Here is a 23421-nt window from a genome sequence, read left to right as displayed (position 1 = left end):
GCGCCGAAGCGCGATATTCCGCACATCCGCCCTATCCCGGGCGGTCACAGGAGTTTGACAAGAGATGGCAAACTGGAACGACCCACAGCCCACCCGCACGGGCTTCGGCGCGTCCCCGCGCCTCGACGGTGTGGCGATGGGCCAGGTCCAGGTGGACCAGGGCCTGCGCCGCCACATGCTGTCGATCTACAACTACATGGCCTCGGGCGTGTTGCTGACGGGCATCGTCTCGCTGCTGACCGCGCAGAGCCCTGCGATGATGCAGCTCATGTTCGGTGGCGGACTCATGACCTGGGTGGTCATGCTGTCGCCTCTCGCGATCGTGCTGGTGATGAGCTTCGGCGCAAACCGCCTGTCGACCGGCGCGCTGCAGGGCCTTTACTGGGCCTACGCGACGCTCATGGGCCTTTCGCTGGCGAGCATCTTCGCCATCTACACCGGCGGGTCGATCGCGAAGATGTTCTTCGCCACCGCCGGCGCGTTCGCGGGCCTCAGCCTCTATGGCTACACCACCAAGCGTGACCTGTCTGCGATGGGCGCGTTCATGGTGATGGGCCTGATCGGCATCATCCTCGCCTCGGTCATCAACCTGTTCTTCAGGTCGACCGGGCTTGAACTGGCCATCAGCGTCCTGGGCGTGCTGATCTTCGCGGGTTTGACCGCGTGGGACACGCAGAAGCTGAAGATGATGTACTACGACGTCCAGGGTAGCGAATTCGCCGGCAAGGCCGTCGTTCTGGGTGCGCTGACCCTGTACCTCGACTTCATCAACATGTTCCTGTTCCTGCTGCGACTGTTCGGCGATCGTCGCTGATCGCAAGGTGCTGAAACCAAAATGAAGTTGCCCGGCAGGTCGAATGACTCGCCGGGCAATTTTCTTTGTGCGGAGTGGGTTTGGGGATTCCTTCAGCCGCGCGAAAGGGGCATAAGGTTAACGACGGCCGCACGAAGATGGTGCGGGCCGGGGGAGCAGTGATGTTCGGTCAGTCTGGTTTTCGCGTCGCCGGCATCGCCGCCGTCGCCGGTTTTCTTGTCCTCGCGGCCTGCGCGCCGAAGCCTGCGCCTCCGCCGCCCCCGCCCCCGCCGCCGCCCAAGGTCGTGACGATCCCGCCGCGTCCGGTCGCGCCCAACGGAGCGGCCGAAACCATGGCCCTGCCGCCGCGCGATGCGTTCGGCGTCCGCCAGACGGTCAATTATCGCCTGACCCCGGCGCAGATGACCTGGAACCTGCGCTCCGCGTTCAACGTCGCCGCGCTCAATTGCCTGGACCCGAAGTACGAGCCGATCGTCGTCGCCTACCGCGTGTTCCTCAAGAACCATTCGAAGAAGCTCAAGGGGACGCAGAAGACGCTCGATACCGAATGGCGCGGCCGCTTCGGCGCGACCTTCCGGGGCGAGCAGGACGCCTACAACACCCAGGTCTACAACTATTTCGCGCTGCCCCCGGTGCTCGCCAACTTCTGCGATGCCTCGCTGGTGATGAGCCAGGAATCGCTGCCCGTGGTTCCGGCGGAGCTCGACGCCTTTGCGGCACGCTGGGTGCCGCAGCTCGAATCGGTCTATGACCAGTTCTTCCTGTCGTACGAGGCATTCCAGCTCTCGGCGGCCCAGTGGGACGCGCAGTACGGGCCGCCGGTCACCGCCGCGCAGCCTGCCGTTGTTCTGCCGACGGTCACCCAGCCCGCCATCGGTCCGGTCACTTACGGGCCGACAACAAACCGCAGGTGAGGTGATTTTTCGACTGGCAACCGCCGGAACCCTGCGCTAAGGGGCGCGCTCCCGACGGGCGATGCCCCTCGGGCGATACTGGAACGGGGCCGTAGCTCAGCTGGGAGAGCGCGTCGTTCGCAATGACGAGGTCAGGGGTTCGATCCCCCTCGGCTCCACCAGTATCCCTTTTGAAACCCCTCTGACCGTTCGCCCTGAGCTTGTCGAAGGGCCGCCTTTTTCTTCTGGCGCTGCCTCGTCCGGCAAAGACAGAACGGTCCTTCGACAAGCCCAGGACGGACGGGTATAGGGGCAGCCCCAGCGTTCGGTTCTTTTTTGTCATGCATTTTCTCGACCAGGCCAAGATTTTCGTGAAGTCCGGGACCGGCGGCCCCGGCGCGGTGTCGTTCCGGCGGGAGAAGTATGTCGAATACGGCGGGCCCGACGGCGGTGACGGCGGCAAGGGCGGCGACATCATTTTTGAAGCGGTGGCCGGGCTCAATACCCTGATCGACTTCCGCTACACCCAGCACTTCAAGGCCCAGCGCGGCATTCCCGGGATGGGCAAGAACCGCACCGGCGCGGCCGGGCGCGACATCGTGATCAAGGTCCCGGTGGGCACCCAGGTGCTCGACGAGGACCGCGAGACCGTGCTCATTGACATGGTCGAGGCCGGCCAGCGCGAGATGTTCCTGCGCGGCGGCGATGGCGGGCGCGGCAACGCCAGCTACAAGAGCAGTACAAACCGCGCGCCGCGGCAGCACGGACCGGGCTGGCCCGGCCAGGAATGCTACGTCTGGCTGCGACTGAAGCTGCTCGCCGACGTCGGGCTGGTCGGGCTGCCCAATGCCGGCAAGTCGACCTTCATCAATCAGATCACCAACACCAAGGCCAAGGTCGGCGACTATGCCTTCACCACGCTGCGCCCGCAGCTGGGCGTGGTGCGGCACAAGGCGCGCGAATTCGTGCTGGCGGACATTCCTGGCCTGATTGCGGGCGCGGCCGAAGGGGCCGGCATCGGCGACCGCTTCCTCGGCCATATCGAGCGGTGCCGGGTGCTGATTCAGCTGGTCGACATCCACGGCACCGACCCGGCCGAGGCGATGAACATCGTCGCCGACGAACTCGAAGCCTATGGCGCAGGGCTGGACGACAAGCCGCGGCTGGTCGCACTCAACAAGATCGACCTCGTCGACAAGGAACTCGTCGAGGCGTTCTCGAAGGAACTGCTGCAGGCCGGGGCGCACGAGGTGTTCCCGATCTCCGGCGCGACCGGCGCGGGGATCGACAAGCTGCTCGACGCGGTGCTCGAACACCTGCCCGCCGCGACCGTCACCGAACGCCCGGCCGGCGAAGTCGAGGATGCGGCCGAAGAGAAGCCCTGGTCGCCGCTAGGCTGAATTGCCGCGACAGCCGCGTCCCCGCGCAGGCGGGGACCTCGTGCCGCTTACGGGCCGCTCGATTGCGGGAGGCCCCCGCCTTCGCGGGGGTGCAGCATTGTAAAGGTGCGCTTGGTCCCGTCGGGGTTGCGCGGGCGCGGCGCAATACCCTAAGCGCCACCCGACATGACCATCGCCCGCCTTGCCGACCTTGCCGTCGCTGCCGAGTGCCCCCGCCTTGTCGTCAAGGTCGGTTCGTCGCTGCTCGTCGGCAAGGATGGTGAGCCGCGTCGCGACTGGCTGGCGCTGCTGGTGGCGGAGATCGCCGCAGCGCGCGCGCGCGGGCAGGAGGTCATCGTGGTGTCCTCGGGCGCGATCGCGCTGGGTGCGCGGCGGCTCGACCTTCCCAAGGGCGGGCGCGGCAGCCTTGCCGATGCGCAGGCGGCGGCCTCGGTCGGGCAGATTGCCTTGGCCGGGCTGTGGGCCGAACTCCTCGCCGGACACGGCCTGACCGCCGCGCAGATCCTCTTGACGCTGGAGGACCTCGAGGAGCGTCGCCGCTATCTCAACGCCACCGCCACGCTCGGCCGCCTGCTGGCAGCGGGCGCGGTGCCGGTGATTAACGAGAACGATTCGGTCGCCACCCACGAAATCCGCTTCGGCGACAACGACCGCCTCGCCGCCCGCGTCGGCCAGGCCGCGCAGGCCAGCGCGGTGCTGCTGCTGTCGGACGTTGCGGGCCTGTACGACCGCAACCCGGCCGAGCCCGGCGCAAAGCTGGTCGAGGTGGTCGAGGGCGTGACCCCGGCGATCCATGCGATGGCGACCGGCGGGTCTTCGTCCGGCCTCGGCTCCGGCGGCATGACCTCCAAGCTGCAAGCGGCAGAGATTGCCGAACTTGCCGGCATTTCGCTGGCGATCATTGACGGGCGGCCGGATTCGCCCATCGGCGCGGCGCTGGGACAGGGCGTCGGCACGCTGTTCCTCCCGCGCGGGCGCAAGCAGGCGCGCAAGGCGTGGCTCGGCGGGCGGCTGCGGCTCAAGGGTTCGGTTTCGGTCGATGCGGGCGCGGTCAAGGCGCTGAAGAAGGGCGGCAGCCTGCTTGCCGCAGGGGTGACCGCGGTCGACGGCACGTTCCAACGCGGAGACGCCATCGCCGTGCTCGGACCGGCCGGCGATACGCTCGGCCACGGCCTTTCGGAATACGACGCGCACGAGTGTCAACGCCTTCGCGGCCACCACAGCCGCGAGCACGAGGCGATTCTCGGCTACGCCCCGCGCAGCGCGCTCGTCCACCGCGACCAGCTGGTCCTGCTCTGATGAAGCCGCACCCGTCGGCCCAGCTGGTCGCCGTGACCGGCGCGACCGGGTTTGTCGGCCAGGCGTTGATAGACCGCCTTCGCCTGCGCGGGCACGAGGTGCGCGCGCTGGCCCGCCGCCCCCAGCCGCAGCGCGAAGGGGTGGAATGGGTCCAGGGCGACCTTGCCGACCGCGCGGCGCTGGCGCGGCTGGTCTCCGGGGTCAGCGCGGTGATCCACGTCGCCGGGGTGGTCAACGCGCCCGACCTTGCCGGGTTCGAGGACGGCAACGTCACCGGGACGCTCAACGTGGTCGAAGAGGCCGTGGCGGCGGGCGTGCCGCGGTTCGTCCACGTCTCGTCGCTCTCGGCCCGCGAGCCGCAACTCTCGGACTACGGCGCGTCGAAGCTTAGAGGCGAAAGGATCGTCATGGCCTCGCCGCTCGACTGGACCATCGTCCGCCCGCCCGCGATCTATGGCCCGCGCGACACCGAAGTGTTCGAACTGGTCAAGCTCGCCCGCAGCGGGTTCGTGCCGTTGCCGCCGCAAGGGCATCTCTCGGTCATCCACGTGGATGACCTCGCCCGGCTGCTGCTCGCGCTGCTGCCGAGCGGCGAGGCGGTGACCCGCAAGGTGTTCGAGCCCGACGACGGCCGCCCGGGCGGGTGGAAGCATTCGGAATTCGCCCGCGCCATCGGCTGGGCGGTCGGGCGGCGCATCTGGCCGGTCCACATGCCGCCATGGATGCTGCGGATGGGCGCACGGCTCGACCGGTTGTTTCGCGGCAAGGGCGCCAAGCTGACCGCCGACCGGGTCGGCTACATGTGCCACCGCGACTGGCGCGCGACCGCTGAAGGCCGGGTGCCGGAAGAGCTGTGGAAACCCAAGGTCCCGACGCGGGAGGGCCTGCGCTCGGCGGTGGACTGGTACCGGATCAACGGCTGGCTGAAATAGGCCTCACTCCTTCGACCGCCGGTAACCCGCCGCCTGCGCCTCAGCCTCGGTGCAGAACAGCTCCTCGGGCCGGGTCTCGTCGTAATACTTCATCCCCGGCAGGTGATAGATCCACGGCCCTGCGCGCCGGCCGGGGCCGCGCACGCTGCGGTTGCCCTTGATCGCGCAGCCCCATTCGTTGCGGACGACCGCAGCGCGTTCGGGTGCGGCCCGCACCGCAGCGGGTTTCTTCGGCTTCGGGGCCGGGTGAGCCAGCCGCCACGCGGCCGGCTGCTCGAACTCCGCCGCCCACAGGCCAAGCGAGAAGCGCCTGGCCCGCGCTTCGGCCTCGCCGGCTTCGTTGTCGTCGGGGAGGGCTACGGCGAGGCCGGCACCGACCAACGCCAGCGAGAGGTCCTCGACGCCGTTGCGGCAGCGGGCGTAGGGAACGCCGTCGTCGGCGCTCCGCCCGGTCGCCGTGCAAGTCACCGTGCCGCCCTCAAGCCGCGCGCGCAGCAGTTCGGCCGCGTCCTTGCCGCAAGCCCAGTCGCTTCCGCCGCGCAGGCAGGTCTGGCCAAGCTCCGGCGCGTCGATCCCGGCGAGGTGCAGGCGCGAGCCGGTGAACGCGACGGTATCGCCGTCGATCACGTTCGCGGTGCCGCTGACGACTTGCGCGGCTAGCGGCGCAAGCGGGATCGCGACGAAGGCAAGCAGGGCAAGAAAGCTGGCGCGCATCGCCAGCTCTCTACCCGAGCCATGGGTTACCAAGCCGTTGGCGCGGTGTCAGAAAACCGGATCGTAGCCCGGCGGAAGCTCGCCGGTGTCGTCCTCGCTGCCGGGGACGTGAATGCCGCATTCGGTCTTGTCCCAGCCTTTCCACCGGCCCGAGCGCGGGTCTTCGCCCGGTGCGACCTTGCTGGTGCAGGGGGCGCAGCCGATCGACGGGTAGCCCTGCGCAACCAGCGGGTGAGCCGGAAGGTCGTGGTCGACAAAATAGGCATCGAGCTCGTCCTTCGACCAACTCGCCAGCGGATTGATCTTGAGCCGGCCCTGCGCATCCGAACGATCGATCTCGAAACGCGGCAGGCCCGCGCGGGTGGCGGACTGGAAGCCTTTCCGTCCGGTGATCGACGCGTCGTAGTGCGCCAGTTCCTTCGCCAGCGGGATCACCTTGCGGATCTCGCAGCAGCCATCGGGGTCCCACGACCAGCGCAGGCCGTTCTCGTCCTTGGCGGCGATGACCTCGGCTTCCGGCTGGACCACGACGAGGTTGGTCAGCCCCAGCCGCTCGACCAGGAGGTCGCGGTAGGCAAGCGTCTCGGCAAAGTGCTTGCCGGTTTCGAGGAACAGCACCGGCGTCGCCGGATCGACCTCGGCGACGAGGTGGAGCAGCACCGCGCTCTCCGCGCCGAAACTGGAGACGACCGCGAGCTCGCCCGCGAGCCGGTCGCGGATCACCGAGCGCAGCATGTCCGGCGTGTCGGTGCCGCGGAACAGGTTGTTGAGGCGGATCGCGTCCGCCTCGGTAAAGCGCGGGCCGGTGTCGATCAGATCGATCTTGCGGGCACCCGCCACGGCCTTCGTGCCCACTTCAACCATGGCGTGCCGCCCAGATGGGCGAACGGCCATCGACGGTCTTCTGGTAGACTTCGGGCCAGGTCGCGAAAGCCTTTTCCGCCGCCTCGCGGGTGATCGGCTGACTGGGGGCAAAGCTGTCGAACCCGCAGCGGCGCATGTGGCTGAGCTGGTCGAGCAGGACATCGCCGACCGCGCGCAGTTCACCCGCATAGCCATGCTCGCGCAGGATCCGCGCTGCCGAATAGCCGCGCCCATCGGTGTAGGCGGGGAAGTTCACCTCGACCAGCGCGATCCGGTCGAGGTGCGGCAGTAGCAGGCGCGCATCGTCGCCGGGCTCGATCCTGACGGCGGCGGCGTTGGTCTGGTCGGCAAAGCTGTCGACCGTGACGGCGGGATCGGCAACCGGCTCGTCGTCGCGGAAACGCAGGGTGTTATCCATAGATCGCCTCCTTGAACGGGGCCATGCCGATGCGGCGGTAAGTATCGACGAAGCGTTCGCCGTCGCTGCGCTGGGCGAGATAGACATCGGTTGCCTTCTCGATCGCGTCGACGATCCCGTCCTCGTTGAAACCGGGGCCGGTGATCGTGCCGAGCGAGGTATCGGCGCCTTCCGAGCCGCCGAGCAGCAGCTGGTAGTTCTCCACGCCCTTGCGGTCGACGCCGAGGATGCCGATGTGGCCGGCGTGGTGGTGGCCGCAGGCGTTGATGCAGCCGGAGATCTTGAGCTTGAGCTCGCCGATCTCGCGCTGCCGGCCAAGGTCGGCGAAGCGCTGGCTGATCTTCTGCGCCACCGGAATCGAGCGCGCATTGGCGAGGCTGCAGTAGTCGAGCCCAGGGCAGGCGATGATGTCGCTGATCAGGTCGAGGTTGGCGTCGGCCAGCCCGGCCGCGTCGAGCTTCTGCCAGATCGCGTAGAGATCAGCCTTGCGGACGTGCGGCAGGACGATGTTCTGCGCGTGGGTCACGCGCAGCTCGTCGAACGAGTGGTCGCGGGCGAGGTCAGCCATCAGGCGGATCTGGTCGGCGCTGGCGTCGCCGGGGATCCCGCCGGTTGGCTTGAGGCTGATCGTCACGACCGCATAGCCCGGCGCCTTGTGGGCGTGGACGTTCTGGTCGACCCAAAGCGCGAAGTCGGGATCGGACAGGTCGATCGCGTCCGGCGCGCCGGCTTCGAACGCCGGGTCCTGGAAGAAGCCCTTGATCCGCTCCAGCTCGGCCGGCGGCGGCTCGAGCCCGAGGGTGAGGATGTGGGCGAACTCCTCCTCGACCTGGCGGCGGTATTCGTCCGCGCCGATCTCGTGAACGAGGATCTTGATCCGCGCCTTGTACTTGTTGTCGCGCCGGCCATAGCGGTTGTAGACGCGCAGGCACGCCTCGGCATAGCTGATCATCTGCAGCGGCGGCACGAAGTCGCCGATCACCGGGGCGATCATCGGGGTCCGGCCCATGCCGCCGCCGACGTAGAAGCGGCAGCCCACTTCGCCCGCGTCGTTCTTGACCAGCTGGATGCCGATGTCGTGCAGCTTCATCGCCGCGCGGTCGATTTCCGAACCGATGATCGCGATCTTGAACTTGCGCGGGAGGTAGTCGAACTCCGGATGGAAGGTCGACCACTGGCGCAGCAGCTCGGCATAGGGGCGCGGATCGACCAGTTCATCGGCGGCGGCGCCGGCAAAGTGGTCGGCCGTGGTGTTGCGGATGCAGTTGCCGCTGGTCTGGATGGCGTGCATCCCCACCGAGGCGAGATCAGCGAGAATATCGGGCGCATCTTCCAGCTTGATCCAGTTGTACTGGATGTTCTGGCGCGTGGTGAAGTGGCCATAGCCGCGGTCGTACTTGTCGGCGATGTCGCCCAGCATCCGCATCTGTGCGCTGCTGAGCGTGCCATATGGCACCGCGACGCGCAGCATGTAGGCATGGAGCTGGAGGTAGAGCCCGTTCTTCAGCCGCAGCGGCTTGAACTGGTCCTCGGTGATGTCGCCGGCGAGGCGGCGGGTCACCTGATCGCGGAACTCGGCGACGCGGGCGTCGACCATGGCCTGGTCGTGTTGGTCGTACTGGTACATGTCAGATCACCCAGTTGCCGGCGGCGGGGTCGGCGGGCTTGAGGGTCAGGTCGGGGCGCACCGTGGGGCCCAATACGCGGATGCGGTCCTTGATGTGCGCCGGGCGGACCTTGCCTTCGGCGTCGAGGCTTCCGTCGATCACCTGGAGGTCGGTGACGCGCTGGGTCGCCGCCTGCTGGGCAATCACCGCCTCGACGTGCTCGCCCGGATCGGCGGCATCTTCGACGTGGAGCGACCAGTCGCTCCCCGTCCACCAGACGACAGCGCCCGTGCGCAAGTCGTTGCCAGTCAGAATCTTCATATCGTGCTCCCCAGCGCTTCTTGTATTTGCGCGCGCAGTTCCTGCGGTGCGTCGTCCCGCGCCGTCACCTCGCCGATGACGATGAGCGCGGGGCTTTTGATCCTGTTGCGGCGGACGAGGTCGCCGAGCCCGGCCAGCGGGCCACGCACCAGCCGCATTTCGGGCCGCGCCGCATTCTCGATAACCGCGACCGGCATATCGGGCGCGAGACCATCGGCCATCAGCTTTTCCGCGATCTGGTCCGCCGTGGCGACACCCATGTAGATGACCAGCGTCCGGCCGACCCCGGCAAGGCCGGCCCAGTTCTGCTCTGACAGGCCCTTGCACTGCCCGGCGACGAACGAGACGATCGACGCGTTCTCGCGGTGCGTCAGCGGGATCTGGGTGGCGGCGGCAGCGGCGTTGGCAGCGCTGACGCCAGGGACGACTTCGACCTTCACGCCCGCCGCGCGGCACGCTTCGGCTTCTTCCCCGCCGCGGCCGAAGATGAACGGATCACCGCCCTTGAGGCGGATCACGTCATGTCCGGCGAGCGCCTCGCGGACGAGCAGGGCGTTGATCTCTTCCTGCCGCATGGTGTGCCGGTCACGGCGCTTGGCGACCGAGACAAACCGCGCGCCGGCCGGTGCCATCGCGAGAATCTTCGGATCGACCAGCCCGTCGTGAACCACGACCCTGGCCCCCATCACCAGCCGCGCCGCGCGCAGGGTGAGCAGGTCCGGATCGCCCGGGCCGGCACCGACGAGGTATACCGTGCCGGCAGAGGTGGCAGAGTCGTTCATGGAGGCGCAGATGGCGGTCCTTGGCTCCTGTCACCAGCGAGAATGGTTTGGGGGAGGGCTAGGGGAACTTTAGGCGGGCGGCTTCACTCCGCCCGGCCAGCTCCGCAGGTGCACGTCCTGCTGCGGGAACGGCACCTCCACGCCATGCTCCCGGAACAGCGCCCACAGCGCCCGCAGCACCGACGAGCGGATGTTGCCGATGCCTTCCTCGGGATCGTCGATCCAGCACTGGATCACGAAGTCGATTCCGTTCTGCCCGAGCGCGCCGAGCCATACCGCCGGTGCCGGGACCGAGAGAATGCGTTCGACCGAGCGCGCCGCTTCCAGCATGAGCCGTTCGGCGAGGTCGAGGTCGGTGGTGTAGGCGACGCAGACCGGGACCTGGATCCGCACGTTCTTTGACGAGTACGACCAGTTCTCGACCTGGTTGACCATCAGGTTTTCGTTGGGAATGAGGTACTCGCGCTGGTCGCGGGTGGTTACCGAAACGGCGCGAAGCCCGATCCGCTTCACCTGCCCCATCGTCATGGCGATCCCGTCGTTCACGGCGATCACGTCGCCCGGCTTGATCGAGCGGTCGGCCAGCAGGATGATCCCGGCAAAGAGGTTGCCGACCGTCTTCTGCAGGCCGAACCCGATCGCCAGGCCGAATGCGCCGGTGAACACGGTCAGCGCGGTCAGGCTGATGCCGAGCACGTCGATGCCGATGAGGATCGCCATGGCCCAGATCACGATCGAGGCGATCTTCTCGCCGAGCAACTGCTGCGCCGGGTCGAGACTGTCGATGCGGTTGAACAGTCGCCGCGCAAGCTTGCCGCCGAGCCGGGCCGAGGCGATCACCGCGATGACGACGAGGACGAGGAACAGCCCGCTCCACAGCGAGATGCGGTGGCTGCCAAATTCGAAGCCGATCCGGTCGAGCAGCAGCGCCGTTTCGCGCAGGGAGCGGAGGAGGTCGTTCATTGGCGGCGAGGCCTCACGTCATCACCCCCGCCACGCCGCCAACCCGCGTTCCAGATCGGCGGTGAGGTCCGCCGGATCCTCCAGCCCGATCGACAGCCGCACCGCGAAGCGGTCCGCCTTGTCCATTCCGGCGAGCGGCCAGGCTATCACGCTGCGGTCGTGCGCCGGATCGATCGGCAGCGCGAGGCTTTCGAACCCACCCCACGAATAGCCGATGCCGAAGAGTTCGAGCGCATCGACCATGCGCGCCCGGGCCGCGTTGTCCCCGCCGCGAAACACGAATGAGAGCAGCCCGCAGCCACCCGAAAAGTCACGCTGCCAGATGTCGTGACCCGGCGAACCCGGCAGCATCGGGCACAGCACCTTCGCCACTTCGTCACGCGATTCCAGCCACCTGGCAATCTCAAGTGCACTTGAGGTCTCACGCTCGAGGCGGACTCCCATGGTCCTGAGCCCACGCAGCGCCAGCGCCGCATCGTCGGGCGAGACGACGTGGCCGAGCTGCTGCGCCGACTTGCGCAGCGCCGGATACCACGCGGCGTTCGCGGTGTTCGCGCCCATCATCAGGTCGGAGTGGCCGCCGACATGCTTGGTCAGCGCCTGGATCGCTATGTCTGCGCCGTGCTCGAGCGCTGTGAGGCCCAAGCTCGAGGCCCAGGTGTTGTCGAGCATCACCACCAGCCCGCGCGCCCTCGCGGCGGCGGCCAGCGCGGGGACGTCGCAGACCTCCATGGTCAGGCTGCCCGGCGTCTCCAGCAGCACCGCACGCGTTCGCTCGCCGATCATGCCGGCAAATCCGGCGAGGTCGAGCGGGTCGAAATAGCGGTGCGAGATGCCGAAGTCCTTGAGCCACCCGGTGCCGAGGTTGCGGGTAGGGTCATAGGCATTGTCGCTGATCAGCACCTCGTCGCCGGGCCGCAGAACCGCGATCATCGCGCCGGCGACGGCCGCAACACCCGAAGGATAGAGCACCGTGCCCGCCGCGCCCGGCTCCAGCGCGGTCAGTGCCTCGCACAGTGCCCACTGGGTCGGCGAACCGCGCCGGCCGTAGAAGAACTGTCCGTCCGCGTTGCTGCGCACGCCCGCGCGGAGCGAGGCGACGTCGGGGTAGAGGTGCGTGCTGGCGCGCCAGACCGGCGGATTGACCGTCGCGCCGGGTCGTTCGGGCGTGCCGGTCCATTCCGCTTTGCGCCCCGAGGTGACGAGCCGGGTAGCGGGTGACTGTCCTTCGCCGTCGCTCAAGCCGGAACCCCGGCTTCCTTCGGCGTCGCGGGATCGGCGCCCCACTCGCTCCAGCTGCCGTCATAGAGCGCGCCGGTCTTGCCCAGAAGGTGGAGCGCGAACAGCGGCACGTTGGCGGTCATGCCCGAGCCGCAGCTCGCGGCAACCGGCCGGTCGACATCGACACCCGCAGCCTTGAACGCGGCGGCGAGTTCGTCCGGCGATCTCCATGTGCCATCCGTATTGAACAGGCTGGCGTACGGAACATTGCGTGCGCCCGGGATGTGCCCGCCGGCAAAGCGGTCGGCCGAGCGGGCATCGACCACCTGCTCGGCCCGGCTGTCGAGGTTTGCCAGCATCTGCGCCTTGGATCGGACGTTGCGGTCGTCCTGCCAGACCGTGAAATGACGATGGCGCAGGCCCTCGCGGCCCGAGGCGAGCGGGCGGCCTTCGCTTTTCCACTTTGCCAGCCCGCCATCCAGAATCGCGACATGGTGCGCACCGAACATCGTCAGCATGAACCATGCCCGCGTCGCGCTGTGCAGCGGGCTGTTGTCGTAGAGGACGATGCGGCTGCCGTCACCGAGCCCGAGAGACTGCATCCGGCTGGCAAACTTGGACGCGGGCGGGAGGGTGTTGGGCACGTCGGAGGCGGAGTCGACCAGTTCGGCAAGGTCCATGAACACCGCGCCGGGAATATGCTCCGCCTCATACTCCGCCGCAGCGTCGCGGCCCATGTCGGCGAGGAAATAGGTGGCATCGACGATGCGGAGGTCGCACGCCCCCGTTTCGTTGGCGAGCCAGTCCGTCGAGACGAGCGAATCCATGCGTTTGCGAGCTCCTGCTGGGTACGGCCCGGCGTATCTTCGCGGGTCCGTTAGCCTTGGTTTAGCCCGGTGGTTTCAGGAGTCGAGATGTCGCAATGCGGAAACGGCGGATTTATCCGGCTTTCACGCGGCAACCACGATGGGACGCTGTCCGACCTGCGAATACATCCGCGGACCAAGGTCGAGCCGGAATGGCTGGAGCTTCGCTCGCGCTTCCGGCTCCTGCCCGACCAGGAACGCGCTGTGCGTGACGACCGGGACGCCCGCGCAGGTGCCGGTGCTGCGGAACCGGGCCAGCGGCACGAAGAGCCGCGCATCGCCCCGCTGGATCGGGATGATCGCGGCGAGCGGCAAGCGGATGTCGCCGGTGAGGACCTTGCTTTCGCCCGGCGCGAGCGCGGTGATGCGGTGCAGTTCGGGCATCGGCACGCCGTCCGCGCCCAGCATTTCCGCGTTGGGCACCGAGGCGTGAGCCGACACCATGTCGCCGGCGATGGCGACTTCGGCGATCGGCAGCGAGCCGGTGTTGGCAACTTTCAGGCGGTAGGTCAGCGTCGCGTTGACCAGCGTCGCGCTCATCCGCGTGACTTCGAGGGTCACGGCAAGGCCGGGCTGGCTGGCGGCGAAGGCGGGAGCCGGCAGGGGCTCAGGCGCTGGTGTGGCAACGGGATCGGCAACTGGCACCGCGGCGTCGGCGGCAGGCTCTGGGGCCGGCACGCGCGGACGCACGAACGCGGGCTCGACCGGGGACGCCTCGGCGCGGCGGCGCCAGAGCATCCAGCCGAGGCCGGCAAGCCCCGCGAGGCCAGCGGCGAGCAATGGCCACAGCCACCACAGGGCGTCGCCCTTGTCGTCTTCGATGACCCGCGCGGACGCCTCAGGCGGGGGAGGTGCGGCAGACGTGCTCGGGGCCGATGGGAACAGCGAGCCGCTCGAAGTGGTCGGGACCGCGACCGGGGCAGGCGCGTCGGCGCTCGCTGGCGGCGGCTGCGTTGCCACCGGCGCTGCCGGGCGCGGCTGGGGGAGGGGCTGCGCCTGGCGGCTCGGCGCAGGCGCCGGCTGCGAGGTGGTGCGGGTGGCGGGTGGCGGCGGTGCGACGGTCGGAACCGGCGTCGGTGTCGGAGCGGCGCGCCGGGGGGCGGGCGTGTCGCCGTCGACCGGACCCACGACCGGTGACGAAGTCGGCTTCGGGGGCAGCTTGAAGTCGCGGAAATCGCCGCCGGGCGAAGTCTGGGCGACGGCCGGCACCGACAGGGCGAGCGCCAGCGCCGTCGCCAGCGACGCGGGGTGGGCCCGGAGGAAAATGCACGACCTGTCCATGAAATCTGTCCAAAGGCCCTTGCGGGTCAGGCGCTTGAATAGCGGCTGAACCGGACGGAATCCATCGGCGACTTGCCGCAGGCGTGCGTTGAGGGCAAGGCTTCCCGGCATGACTGACGTAAATCCGCTTCACCTGGGCAAGACCAGCGAACTGCCGACCTCGCCCGACGCCGCCGTGCTCGACTACGTGCCCAACCCGCGTACAGGCAGTCTCTATCTCGTGCGCTTCGCCGCACCGGAATTCACCTCGCTCTGCCCGGTGACGGGCCAGCCCGACTTTGCGCACCTGGTGATCGACTATGCGCCGGGCGAAACGATTGTCGAATCAAAGTCGTTGAAGCTGTTCCTCGGGTCCTTCCGCAACCATGCCGGGTTCCACGAAGACGTCACTGTCGGGATCGGTCAGCGCCTGTTTGACGAGATGAAGCCGCGCTGGATACGCATCGGCGGCTACTGGTATCCGCGCGGCGGTATTCCGATCGACGTGTTCTGGCAGTCGGGCGCGCCCCCACAAGGCCTGTGGGTGCCCGATCAGGGTGTCGCCTCGTACCGCGGGCGCGGATAGCAGCGAAAACACAGGGGCGAGAGGATGGAGGACGACGCACTCAAGGGCCGTGTCGCGCTGGTGACGGGCGCGGCGAGCGGGATGGGCAAGGCGCACGCGGAACGCCTCGCCCGTTCGGGCGCGCACGTGGCGGTGACCGATCTCCACATGGAGTCGGTCGAGCCGGTCGTCGCCGGCATCCTCGCCCGCGGCGGCAACGCGAAGGGCTGGGCGCTCGACGTCTCCGATGGCGCGGCAATCGAACGCGTCGTGGGGGAGGTCGCGGCGCACTGGGGCCGGCTCGACATCCTCGTCAACAACGCCGGCATCTCGCTGTGGAGCCCGATCGACGGCGAAAGCTATGACGGCCAGTGGGGCCGGCTGATGGACGTGCTGGTCACCTCGCACCAGCGCGCGATCCGCGCCGCCCTGCCGCACCTGCGCCGGTCCGACGCCGCCCGCATCGTCAACATCGCCTCGACCGAGGCATTGGGCGGAACCGCCGGAAACAGCGCCTACTCGGCGGCCAAGGCGGCGGTGACGGGGCTGACCCGCACGCTTGCAGTCGAGCTTGGCAAGGAAGGCATCACGGTCAACTGCGTGTGCCCCGGCCCGATCCTCACCGGTATGACCGCGCGCATTCCCGAGGATCAGCAGCAGATCTACGCCCGCCGCCGCACTGCGATGCGCCGCTATGGTCTTCCTGAGGAAGTCGCGCACGTGGTCTGGTCGCTGTGCGTGCCGGACGCGTCCTACATCACCGGCGTGACGATCCCCGTCGATGGCGGGCTGATGGCGCGCAACGCCTGACCGCTGGCGCGGCAGCGCCGCAGGGGCTAGGGCGCGGGCGATGCTTCGCCTGACCGACCTTGCCCTGCCCCTCGACCACGCGCCCGAAGACCTCGACGCGGCGGTCTGCGCACGCCTGGGGATCAAGCCGGATGAGCTCCAGCGTGTGATCCTGATCCGGCGCGGGAACGACGCGCGCAAGAAGACCGCGATCAAGCTCGTCTATTCGCTCGACGTCGTGGTGCACGACGAGGCGGCGGTCCTCGCCCGCTTCCCCCACGATCCGCACGTCCGGCCGAGCCCCGATACCTCCTACAGGTTCCCGGTCATGGCCCCGGCAGACTGGCAGTCCACGCGGCCGGTGGTGATCGGGGCGGGGCCGTGCGGCCTGCTCGCCGCGCTGATCCTCGCCCAGATGGGCTTCCGCCCGATCATCCTCGAGCGCGGCAAGGCCGTGCGCGAGCGGACCAAGGACACCTGGGGCCTGTGGCGGCGCTCGGTGCTGACGCCCGAATCCAACGTCCAGTTCGGCGAGGGCGGGGCGGGGACCTTCTCCGACGGCAAGCTCTACAGCCGGATCAAGGACCCGCGCCACCTCGGCCGCAAGGTGCTGGTCGAATTCGTCAAGGCCGGCGCACCGGAGGATATCCTCACCGAGGCACACCCGCACATCGGCACGTTCCGCCTCGTCACCATGGTGATGAGCATCCGCGAGACCATCGAGAGCCTCGGCGGCGAGTATCGGTTCGGCACGCGGGTCGAGGATTTCGACATCGAGGAAGCCGCCGACGGCACCCGGACGATGCGCGGGCTGCACCTCTCGACCGGCGATTACCTGCCGGCCCGCCACGTGGTGCTCGCGGTCGGCCATTCGGCGCGCGATACGTTCCACAAGCTCCACGACCGGGGCGTGCACGTGGAGGCCAAGCCGTTCGCGATCGGCGTGCGGATCGAGCATCCGCAAAGCTGGATCGACAAGGCCCGCTACGGCCCGAACGCGGGCAACAAGATCCTCGGCGCGGCGGCCTATGCCTTGTCGCACGGCGCCTCGAGCGGGCGGACGGTCTATTCGTTCTGCATGTGCCCGGGCGGGCGCGTGGTCGCCGCAACCAGCGAGGAGGGCCGCGTCGTCACCAACGGGATGAGCCAGTATTCGCGGGCCGAGTTCAACGCTAACTCCGGGCTGGTCGTCGATATCGATCCGGCCCGCGACTACCCCGGCGATCCGCTCGCCGGAATCGCATACCAGCGTCATTGGGAGAGCCTGGCATTCACTGCGGGCGGGTCGGACTACAAGGCCCCGGGTCAGAAGGTAGGCGACCTCCTCGCCGGGCGTGCTTCGACCGGCGATTTCGGCGCGGTGGTGCCGAGCTACCAGCCGGGCGTGAAGCTCACCGACCTGTCGCAGTGCCTGCCGCCTTTCGTGCTCGACGCCATCCGCGAGGCAATCCCGGTGTTCGGCCGGCAGGTGCCCGGCTACGACCATCCCGACGTGGTGATGACCGGGGTCGAAACCCGCACTTCCAGTCCGGTCCGGTTCACGCGGGGACGCGACCTGCAGAGCCTCAACACCCGCGGCCTCTACCCGGCGGGCGAGGGGGCCGGGTACGCCGGCGGGATCCTCTCGGCCGCGGTCGACGGGATCAAGGTGGCCGAGGCGCTGGCGGCGGAACTGGTGGCAAGTTGAGCTCTGCACCCACATCCGTCCGTCCTGAGCTTGTCGAAGGACAGTTCTCTCTTTCTAGCGTCCTGAAGAGAAGGACGGTGCTTCGACAAGCTCAGCACGGACGGGTCAGGTGAGCGGGCCGCAATCCTACGACGCGATCGTCCTCGGCGCGGGCGCGGCCGGGCTGATGTGCGCCGCGGTCGCGGGCCAGCGCGGCAAGCGCGTTCTGCTGCTCGACCATGCGGGGGAGCCGGGCAAGAAGATCCTCATTTCCGGCGGCGGGCGGTGCAATTTCACCAATCTCCACACCGCGCCCGACCGTTATCTTTCGGCCAACCCGCACTTCGCGAAGTCGGCGCTGGCCCGCTACACCCCGCGCGATTTTCTCGGGCTGGTCGAGACCTATGGCATCGCCTGGCATGAAAAGACGCTCGGCCAGCTGTTTTGCGACGGTTCGGCCCGCCAGATCGTGGCGATGCTGGTCGAGGAGTGCGCCAAGGGCGGGGTGGACGTTCGCTGCGGGGTCTCGGCGCAAGAGGTCGGCCATGCCGACGGCCTGTTCCGCGTCGCGGGCGAAAGCGCGCCGGCGCTGGTGATCGCGACCGGCGGGCCCTCGATCCCCAAGATGGGGGCGACCGGATTTGCCTATGATCTCGCCCGCCGTTTCGGCCTGAAGGTGGTCGAGCCGCGTCCGGCGCTGGTGCCGCTGACGCTGGGCGGCGAGGAAGTGCTGTTCCGCGAGCTTTCCGGCGTCTCGGCGGAGGTCGTCGCCGCGTGCCACAAGGCCGCGTTCCGCGAGGCGGCGCTGTTCACGCATCGCGGCCTCAGTGGCCCGGCGATTTTGCAGGTGTCGAGTTACTGGAAGCGCGGCGATGCGGTGCGGATCGACTTCCTCCCCGGCCACGGCGCGGAATGGCTGGTCGAGGCGAAGCGCGCCCGCCCTCGCGCGCAGGTCCGCACCGTGCTCGCAGAACTGCTGCCTGAACGGCTGGCGGCGGTGCTGCTCGAACGGCTGGGCCTCGCCGGAGAAATGGGCGCGCTCACCGACAAGGCTTTGCGCGCGGCCGGACAGGCGCTGGCCGGCTGGAGCTTCACCCCCAACGGTAGCGAGGGCTTCGCCAAGGCCGAAGTGACCGCCGGCGGGATCAGCACGGCCGAACTCAGCTCGCAGACGATGGGGGCGAAAAAGGTACCCGGGCTCTACGCGATCGGCGAGGCGGTGGACGTGACCGGCTGGCTCGGCGGCTACAACTTCCAGTGGGCCTGGGCGAGCGCGGTCGCGGCCGGGCAGGCGCTCTGATCCCCGTTCACGGCGCGAAGCGGTTCGGCGTCGCTTCGGCCAGAATTACGTGAAACTTGTGGGTGTTATCGTCCCACTGCGCGACCGGGGTCCAGCCGCCGGCCTGTAGCAGCAGCCTTGCTTGCGCCGGCAGGTACTTGTGGCTGTTCTCGGTATGGATCGTTTCGCCCTCGGCGATCTCGAACCTTTCCCCGTCAACCGAAAAGGTCACGGGGCGGATCGCGAGCAGGTGCATCTCGATCCGGTTCCACTTCTCGTTCCAGCGCGCTTCGTGGCGAAACGCGCCCACCGGTATGTCGCCATCCAGCTCGCGGTTGATGCGGTGCAGGAGGTTGAGGTTGAACCGGGCGGTGATCCCCTGCGCATCGTCATAGGCCGCCACGAGTTCCGCCACCGGCTTGACCCCGTCGAATCCGATCAGCAGCTGCCCGGTCGCGCCCAGCGTCTGGCGCATCGAACGAAGCAGGTCGACGGCGCGGGCGGGCACCATGTTGCCGATGGTCGAGCCCGGGAAGAAGCCCAGCTTGTCAGTGCCGCCGGGATGGGAAGGAATCCGCACCGGCTTGGTGAAATCAGCCTCGACCGGCGTGACCGGCAGGTCGGGAAACGCTGCCGCAAGCTGCGCGCTCGATTCGCTGAGGAACTCGCCGGAAATGTCGATCGGGACATAGGCCGCAGGCGCGATCCGGCGCAGCAGCAGGGGTGTTTTGAGCGAGCTTCCCGAGCCGAACTCGACCACTGCGCGGCCTTCGCCGACGAGCCGGGCAAGCTCATCGCCGCACCGCTCGAGCAGGCCGATTTCGGCGCGGGTCGGGTGGTATTCGGGCAGCGCGGTGATTGCCTCGAACAGTTCCGATCCCGCGTGGTCGTAAAGCCAGCGGGCCGGGATCGCCTTGGGCTCCTGCGCAAGTCCGCGCAAAACGTCCTTGCGAAACGCCAGGTCGACGCCGTCGTCGTCGCAATCGACCAGCTTCAGGTTCGAGTGGACGGCCATGTCAGAGATCCCGTGCGAGGCGCAGGCCGGTGTACTGCCAGCGCTGGTGAGGTTGGAAGAAGTTCCGGTAGCTGGCGCGAACGTGCCCGCGCGGCGTGGCGCAGCTGCCACCGCGGAGGACGAACTGGCCGTTCATGAACTTGCCGTTGTACTCGCCAACAGCTCCGGGGGCGGTGCGAAAGCCGGGGTAGGGGCGATAGGACGAGGCGGTCCATTCCCACACGTCCCCGAACAGGCCCGAGAGCCCGCTGGCCGGTGCTGCACGGCGCGGCTCGATCGGTCCCGCGCTGTCGAGCTGGTTGCCCGCAGCCGGGTCGGCCGTGCGTGCCGCGGCTTCCCATTCGTGTTCGGTGGGCAAGCGGGCACCGGCCCAATGGGCGAAGGCGTCTGCCTCGAACAGGCTCACGTGGCTGACCGGCGCGGCCGGGTCGAGCGGTCGCCAGCCGGCGAGGGTGAAGGCCTGCCCTTCGCCGTCGCAGTCACGCCAGTAGAGCGGCGCGCGGATTGACTCGCGGCGCACCCAGTCCCAGCCGTCAGACAGCCACAACGAGGGCGTGGCATAGCCGCCATCGGCCATGAATTCGGCCCATTCCGCATTGGTGACGGTGCGACCCGACAGCGCGAAGGGCTGGAGGAAGTGTTCGTGCGCCGGCAACTCGCAGTCGAAGGCGAAACCCGGGCCCTCGGCCCCGGTATGGACAAGTCCCCCCGGCAGCTCGTGCCAGGTCAGCGGCGCTGCCTCCGCCCGTTCGACGACCGCGGCGACTGGCCAGACGGCCGGCCCGAGCGGATTCTGGAAGAACAGGTGCTTGATGTCGGTCAGCAGCAGCTCCTGATGCTGCTGCTCGTGATGCAGGCCAAGTTCGATCAGGTCGCCGCAGGCGCCGGCAAGCCGGGGCAGGATACCCAGCAGCGCGTCGTCGACATGGCGGCGATAGCCGAGCACTTCGTCCAGTGTCGGCCGGGTAAGGAGGCCGCGCTGCGGGCGCGGCTGGCGCGGGCCCTCTTCCTCGTAATAGCTGTTGAACAGGTACGGCCACCGGACGTCGTAGAGGTGGTATCCGGGAAGATGATCGCGCAGGACGAACGTTTCGAAGAACCAGGTCGTGTGCGCCAGATGCCACTTGGCGGGTGACGCGTCGGGCATCGACTGCGCGGTCGCATCGGCGTCGGACAATGTGGCGGCTAGCGCGGCGGTCAGGTCTCGGATGGCGCGATATCGCGCCTTGAGCGCGGGCTCGGCGCTCTCGCTCCCGTTCGGTTCGGCTTGCGGGCTTGCGGAACGCAACGGATTTCCCCTCGTGCGGCCGGGCCAGGCCCCGCGCGTTGGAGTAGAACGAGGATCTGCCCACTCCGTTCCGGAGGCGTGTTCGATGCGTCGCTCTGGGGAAATCTGGTGCCGGCTAGAGGAATCGAACCCCTGACCCCCTGGTTACAAAGCAGGTGCTCTACCAACTGAGCTAAGCCGGCGTTGGCACGCGCCTTACTCTCAGAGAGCCCCGAAGGTCCAGCCCTCGGTTTGTGCGAGTTCGGGGGTGAGGGCGGCGGGCGACCATAACCGGGGGTCGTGCGCCGCACGCTTGAGCCAGGCCGCGGTAATCAGGGCGTCTGCGGCGTGGTCCGTGACCGGGCCGCTCATGCCGAGCGGGGCGCTGCCCAGCGCGACGATCGCCGCGTCGAGGTCCTCGCCGCTCCTGATCTTGCTCGCGCCGGGCCTGCGGCCCGCGGCCATCGCCGCGATGGTAGTGTAGATCTCTGTGATGACCGAACCATGTGCGGGCAGCGGATCGACCGGCCAGACGGGCAGGCGTCCCCCCAGCCGGTGGAGCAGGCGCATGCCTGTCAGGCTCGACTTGCCGACCTGCGCCGCGCCGACCAGGTTGAAATTGGAATAGGGCCGGCAGCCCATCGCTTCCTGCGCCCGCTCGGTCACCCGGAACCGGCCGCGCCCGCCGCCGAACTGGTCGCCCTCGAGTCCGCCGTGACGGCGGAAATGGCGGGCGGCCTCTGGGTGGTCGACGAAGCTCGAGACGCCCAGGTGCGGATCGCGTTCGCAGAGCGCATCGACCATTGCCCACAACGTGCGGGCGCCATGCGGGCTATCGTCCCAGCCGGGAAAGTAGGCGCCGCAGTCGGCAAAGGCCAGGCTGATGCCCATGTCGAAGCCGACGAGGGTGTTCTCGGGAAGTCCGGTCAGGAGCCAGTCAAGCACCTCGGACCGTGACCAGCGGTGCGCGGGGCGGACCAGTTCGGGACAAGGAGCACCCGCGTGCCACACGGCCACCGCGATCCCGGCGTGCCGCTCCCCCGCCGCGCCTGACCAGTCGATCGCGGCGAAGTGGCGGAAGCGGTCAGCCCTCACGCCGCTCGCGCCGCTTCCTGTCCCACCATTCGAGCCGCTTCAGCACCTCACGTTCGAATCCGCGCTCGACCGGCTTGTAGTAGTCCTGAGGCTGCATGCCCTCGGGCCAGTAATCCGCGCCGGAAAAGCCGTCCTCCGCATCGTGGTCATAGGCGTAGCCGCTGCCATAGCCGATGTCCTTCATCAGCTTGGTCGGCGCGTTGAGGATGCTTGGCGGGGGTGAGAGCGAGCCGGTCTCCGTCGCCGATTTCCATGCGGCCTTCTGCGCCGCATAGGCCGCGTTCGATTTCGGCGCGGTGGCGAGGTAGAGGCAGGCCTGGACGATCGCCAGTTCGCCCTCGGGGCTGCCGAGGAACTCGTAAGCGTCCTTGGCCGCGAGGCACTGGACCAGCGCCTGGGGATCAGCGAGGCCGATGTCTTCGCAGGCGAAGCGGACCAGCCGACGCAGCACGTACAGCGGCTCTTCGCCCGCCGTCAGCATCCGCGCCATGTAGTAAAGCGCGGCCTGCGGGTCGGACCCGCGCAAGCTTTTGTGGAGCGCCGAGATCAGGTTGTAGTGCCCGTCGCGGTCCTTGTCGTAGACCGCCACGCGCCGCATCAGGAACTTCGAGAGGCCGGCCGGATCGAGCGGCTCGCCGACAGCGGTGTCGAACAGTGTCTCGGCCTGGTTGAGCAGGAACCGCCCGTCGCCATCGGCCGAAGCGACCAGCGCGGCGCGGGCTTCGGCGGTGAGCGGCAGGGGGCGCTCCATCAGCGCTTCGGCCCGGGCCAGCAGTTCGTCGAGCGCGGCGGCGTCGAGCCGGTGGAGGATCAGCACCTGCGCGCGGCTGAGCAGCGCGGCGTTGAGCGCGAAGCTGGGGTTCTCGGTCGTCGCACCGACCAGGGTGACCGTTCCCTTTTCCACGAAGGGCAGGAAGCCATCCTGCTGGGCGCGGTTGAAGCGGTGGATCTCGTCCACGAACAGAAGGGTCTTGCGCCCGGCGAGCGCGGCGGTTTCAGCCTCGGCAAAGGCCCTCTTGAGGTCGGCAACGCCCGAAAACACCGCGCTGATCGCCGCGTATCGCATGCCCACCGCGTCGGCGAGAAGGCGGGCGATGCTGGTCTTGCCAGTGCCCGGCGGACCCCACAGGATCATGGACGAGAGCTTGCCCGCCGCGACCATCCGCCCGATCGCGCCATCGCTGCCGGTCAGGTGGTCCTGGCCGATGACTTCATCGAGCTTCGCCGGACGCAGCCGGTCGGCCAGCGGCGCATCGTCCGCGGGCACAGCGTCTTCGGCGGCAGGGTCGTTGAACAGGTCGGCCATCCTGTCCCAGATAGGGATTTCGTGGTCCAGACGCCAGAAGCGCCCCGATTGCAGTAGGGCGGTTTCAGGCGTAACCTCCCCTGCG

The 23421-nt window shown here is 68.5% G+C and carries 23 protein-coding genes and 2 tRNA genes; 10 read left to right on the top strand and 15 right to left on the bottom strand.

What is annotated here, in order from left to right:
* Positions 1-64: 64 nt before the first annotated feature.
* The 6 genes from AC3WLD_RS14285 (at position 65) to AC3WLD_RS14260 (ending at position 5338) form a co-directional block, all read left to right on the top strand.
* Entirely contained in the window at positions 65-814 is a 750-nt protein-coding gene (locus AC3WLD_RS14285; protein WP_492557638.1) for a Bax inhibitor-1/YccA family protein, read from the top strand.
* A gap of 161 nt (positions 815-975) precedes the next feature.
* Positions 976-1728, top strand: coding sequence for a hypothetical protein (locus tag AC3WLD_RS14280; protein WP_492557637.1), 753 nt, complete (start codon positions 976-978; stop codon positions 1726-1728).
* A gap of 85 nt (positions 1729-1813) precedes the next feature.
* Positions 1814-1889: transfer RNA gene (locus AC3WLD_RS14275), tRNA-Ala, on the top strand.
* 159 nt (positions 1890-2048) lie between these two features.
* The gene (obgE, locus tag AC3WLD_RS14270; protein WP_492557636.1) at positions 2049-3107 is read left to right on the top strand and encodes a GTPase ObgE; all 1059 of its coding nucleotides are present in this window, start codon (positions 2049-2051) and stop codon (positions 3105-3107) included.
* Positions 3108-3272: 165 nt separating this feature from the next.
* A complete protein-coding gene (proB, locus tag AC3WLD_RS14265) occupies positions 3273-4406 on the top strand; it encodes a glutamate 5-kinase (protein ID WP_492557635.1) in 1134 nt (377 codons plus the stop codon).
* On the top strand, positions 4406-5338 hold the full coding sequence (locus AC3WLD_RS14260; protein ID WP_492557634.1) for an NAD-dependent epimerase/dehydratase family protein: 933 nt from the start codon (positions 4406-4408) through the stop codon (positions 5336-5338). Before proB ends, AC3WLD_RS14260 begins: the two co-directional genes overlap by 1 nt.
* Positions 5339-5341: 3 nt before the next feature.
* Here AC3WLD_RS14260 and AC3WLD_RS14255 read toward each other — a convergent pair whose 3' ends face one another.
* The 10 genes from AC3WLD_RS14255 to AC3WLD_RS14210 all read right to left on the bottom strand — a co-directional run bounded on the left by AC3WLD_RS14255 (position 5342) and on the right by AC3WLD_RS14210 (position 14486).
* Positions 5342-6052 carry a thermonuclease family protein gene (locus tag AC3WLD_RS14255; protein ID WP_492557633.1) on the bottom strand — a complete coding sequence of 237 codons (711 nt, stop codon included), beginning with the start codon at positions 6050-6052 and terminating at the stop codon, positions 5342-5344.
* Between the two features lie 48 nt (positions 6053-6100).
* Complete coding sequence (locus AC3WLD_RS14250; protein ID WP_492557632.1) at positions 6101-6916, bottom strand: phosphoadenylyl-sulfate reductase; 816 nt, start codon at positions 6914-6916, stop codon at positions 6101-6103.
* On the bottom strand, positions 6909-7334 hold the full coding sequence (locus AC3WLD_RS14245) for a DUF934 domain-containing protein (RefSeq protein ID WP_492557631.1): 426 nt from the start codon (positions 7332-7334) through the stop codon (positions 6909-6911). The genes AC3WLD_RS14250 and AC3WLD_RS14245 overlap by 8 nt, the downstream gene beginning before the upstream one ends.
* On the bottom strand, positions 7327-8961 hold the full coding sequence (locus AC3WLD_RS14240; protein ID WP_492557630.1) for a nitrite/sulfite reductase: 1635 nt from the start codon (positions 8959-8961) through the stop codon (positions 7327-7329). The genes AC3WLD_RS14245 and AC3WLD_RS14240 overlap by 8 nt, the downstream gene beginning before the upstream one ends.
* Position 8962: 1 nt before the next feature.
* The gene (locus tag AC3WLD_RS14235) at positions 8963-9262 is read right to left on the bottom strand and encodes a DUF2849 domain-containing protein (RefSeq protein ID WP_492557629.1); all 300 of its coding nucleotides are present in this window, start codon (positions 9260-9262) and stop codon (positions 8963-8965) included.
* Complete coding sequence (gene cobA / locus AC3WLD_RS14230; RefSeq protein WP_492557628.1) at positions 9259-10044, bottom strand: uroporphyrinogen-III C-methyltransferase; 786 nt, start codon at positions 10042-10044, stop codon at positions 9259-9261. Before cobA ends, AC3WLD_RS14235 begins: the two co-directional genes overlap by 4 nt.
* A gap of 69 nt (positions 10045-10113) precedes the next feature.
* A complete protein-coding gene (locus AC3WLD_RS14225) occupies positions 10114-11007 on the bottom strand; it encodes a mechanosensitive ion channel family protein (protein ID WP_492557627.1) in 894 nt (297 codons plus the stop codon).
* A 21-nt stretch (positions 11008-11028) separates the two neighbouring features.
* Positions 11029-12249, bottom strand: a complete 1221-nt coding sequence (gene metC, locus AC3WLD_RS14220) for a cystathionine beta-lyase (protein WP_492557626.1) — start codon at positions 12247-12249, stop codon at positions 11029-11031.
* Positions 12246-13055 (bottom strand): sulfurtransferase, encoded by an 810-nt coding sequence (locus tag AC3WLD_RS14215; RefSeq protein WP_492557625.1) that lies wholly within the window; start codon positions 13053-13055, stop codon positions 12246-12248. Before AC3WLD_RS14215 ends, metC begins: the two co-directional genes overlap by 4 nt.
* Positions 13056-13178: 123 nt before the next feature.
* On the bottom strand, positions 13179-14486 hold the full coding sequence (locus AC3WLD_RS14210) for a hypothetical protein (protein WP_492557624.1): 1308 nt from the start codon (positions 14484-14486) through the stop codon (positions 13179-13181).
* Between AC3WLD_RS14210 and queF the strand changes: the two genes are divergently transcribed.
* From queF to AC3WLD_RS14190, 4 genes are all read left to right on the top strand, one after another.
* A complete protein-coding gene (gene queF / locus AC3WLD_RS14205; RefSeq protein WP_492557623.1) occupies positions 14485-14940 on the top strand; it encodes a preQ(1) synthase in 456 nt (151 codons plus the stop codon). The two genes, AC3WLD_RS14210 and queF, sit on opposite strands and share 2 nt — an antisense overlap.
* A gap of 24 nt (positions 14941-14964) precedes the next feature.
* A complete protein-coding gene (locus tag AC3WLD_RS14200) occupies positions 14965-15729 on the top strand; it encodes an SDR family NAD(P)-dependent oxidoreductase (protein WP_492557622.1) in 765 nt (254 codons plus the stop codon).
* A 40-nt stretch (positions 15730-15769) separates the two neighbouring features.
* Entirely contained in the window at positions 15770-17395 is a 1626-nt protein-coding gene (locus AC3WLD_RS14195; protein WP_492557621.1) for an NAD(P)/FAD-dependent oxidoreductase, read from the top strand.
* 166 nt (positions 17396-17561) lie between these two features.
* Positions 17562-18674 (top strand): BaiN/RdsA family NAD(P)/FAD-dependent oxidoreductase, encoded by a 1113-nt coding sequence (locus AC3WLD_RS14190; RefSeq protein ID WP_492557676.1) that lies wholly within the window; start codon positions 17562-17564, stop codon positions 18672-18674.
* A gap of 7 nt (positions 18675-18681) precedes the next feature.
* Here the strand turns inward: AC3WLD_RS14190 and egtD are convergent, their stop codons facing one another.
* From egtD to AC3WLD_RS14165, 5 genes are all read right to left on the bottom strand, one after another.
* Positions 18682-19668, bottom strand: a complete 987-nt coding sequence (gene egtD, locus AC3WLD_RS14185) for an L-histidine N(alpha)-methyltransferase (protein ID WP_492557620.1) — start codon at positions 19666-19668, stop codon at positions 18682-18684.
* Between the two features lies 1 nt (position 19669).
* The gene (gene egtB, locus AC3WLD_RS14180) at positions 19670-20956 is read right to left on the bottom strand and encodes an ergothioneine biosynthesis protein EgtB (protein ID WP_492557619.1); all 1287 of its coding nucleotides are present in this window, start codon (positions 20954-20956) and stop codon (positions 19670-19672) included.
* A 106-nt stretch (positions 20957-21062) separates the two neighbouring features.
* Positions 21063-21138, bottom strand: a tRNA-Thr gene (locus AC3WLD_RS14175).
* A 19-nt stretch (positions 21139-21157) separates the two neighbouring features.
* Positions 21158-22030, bottom strand: coding sequence for a hypothetical protein (locus AC3WLD_RS14170; protein ID WP_492557618.1), 873 nt, complete (start codon positions 22028-22030; stop codon positions 21158-21160).
* Positions 22020-23336, bottom strand: a complete 1317-nt coding sequence (locus AC3WLD_RS14165) for a replication-associated recombination protein A (RefSeq protein ID WP_492557617.1) — start codon at positions 23334-23336, stop codon at positions 22020-22022. The genes AC3WLD_RS14170 and AC3WLD_RS14165 overlap by 11 nt, the downstream gene beginning before the upstream one ends.
* Between the last annotated feature and the right edge of the window lie 85 nt (positions 23337-23421).

This window comes from Novosphingobium sp. FW305-C-111 (assembly GCF_058783565.1).
This window is presented reverse-complemented; position numbering and strand designations above follow the sequence as displayed.

Excerpts from the sequence above, each read along its gene's own strand:
- AC3WLD_RS14285 (WP_492557638.1), top strand. The coding sequence starts at position 65 with ATGGCAAACTGGAACGACCCACAGCCCACCCGCACGGGCTTCGGCGCG.
- AC3WLD_RS14280 (WP_492557637.1), top strand. The coding sequence starts at position 976 with ATGTTCGGTCAGTCTGGTTTTCGCGTCGCCGGCATCGCCGCCGTCGCC.
- obgE (WP_492557636.1), top strand. The coding sequence starts at position 2,049 with ATGCATTTTCTCGACCAGGCCAAGATTTTCGTGAAGTCCGGGACCGGC.
- proB (WP_492557635.1), top strand. The coding sequence starts at position 3,273 with ATGACCATCGCCCGCCTTGCCGACCTTGCCGTCGCTGCCGAGTGCCCC.
- AC3WLD_RS14260 (WP_492557634.1), top strand. The coding sequence starts at position 4,406 with ATGAAGCCGCACCCGTCGGCCCAGCTGGTCGCCGTGACCGGCGCGACC.
- AC3WLD_RS14255 (WP_492557633.1), bottom strand. The coding sequence starts at position 6,052 with ATGCGCGCCAGCTTTCTTGCCCTGCTTGCCTTCGTCGCGATCCCGCTT.
- AC3WLD_RS14250 (WP_492557632.1), bottom strand. The coding sequence starts at position 6,916 with ATGGTTGAAGTGGGCACGAAGGCCGTGGCGGGTGCCCGCAAGATCGAT.
- AC3WLD_RS14245 (WP_492557631.1), bottom strand. The coding sequence starts at position 7,334 with ATGGATAACACCCTGCGTTTCCGCGACGACGAGCCGGTTGCCGATCCC.
- AC3WLD_RS14240 (WP_492557630.1), bottom strand. The coding sequence starts at position 8,961 with ATGTACCAGTACGACCAACACGACCAGGCCATGGTCGACGCCCGCGTC.
- AC3WLD_RS14235 (WP_492557629.1), bottom strand. The coding sequence starts at position 9,262 with ATGAAGATTCTGACTGGCAACGACTTGCGCACGGGCGCTGTCGTCTGG.
- cobA (WP_492557628.1), bottom strand. The coding sequence starts at position 10,044 with ATGAACGACTCTGCCACCTCTGCCGGCACGGTATACCTCGTCGGTGCC.
- AC3WLD_RS14225 (WP_492557627.1), bottom strand. The coding sequence starts at position 11,007 with ATGAACGACCTCCTCCGCTCCCTGCGCGAAACGGCGCTGCTGCTCGAC.
- AC3WLD_RS14215 (WP_492557625.1), bottom strand. The coding sequence starts at position 13,055 with ATGGATTCGCTCGTCTCGACGGACTGGCTCGCCAACGAAACGGGGGCG.
- queF (WP_492557623.1), top strand. The coding sequence starts at position 14,485 with ATGACTGACGTAAATCCGCTTCACCTGGGCAAGACCAGCGAACTGCCG.
- AC3WLD_RS14210 (WP_492557624.1), bottom strand. The coding sequence starts at position 14,486 with ATGCCGGGAAGCCTTGCCCTCAACGCACGCCTGCGGCAAGTCGCCGAT.
- AC3WLD_RS14200 (WP_492557622.1), top strand. The coding sequence starts at position 14,965 with ATGGAGGACGACGCACTCAAGGGCCGTGTCGCGCTGGTGACGGGCGCG.
- AC3WLD_RS14195 (WP_492557621.1), top strand. The coding sequence starts at position 15,770 with ATGCTTCGCCTGACCGACCTTGCCCTGCCCCTCGACCACGCGCCCGAA.
- AC3WLD_RS14190 (WP_492557676.1), top strand. The coding sequence starts at position 17,562 with ATGTGCGCCGCGGTCGCGGGCCAGCGCGGCAAGCGCGTTCTGCTGCTC.
- egtD (WP_492557620.1), bottom strand. The coding sequence starts at position 19,668 with ATGGCCGTCCACTCGAACCTGAAGCTGGTCGATTGCGACGACGACGGC.
- AC3WLD_RS14165 (WP_492557617.1), bottom strand. The coding sequence starts at position 23,336 with ATGGCCGACCTGTTCAACGACCCTGCCGCCGAAGACGCTGTGCCCGCG.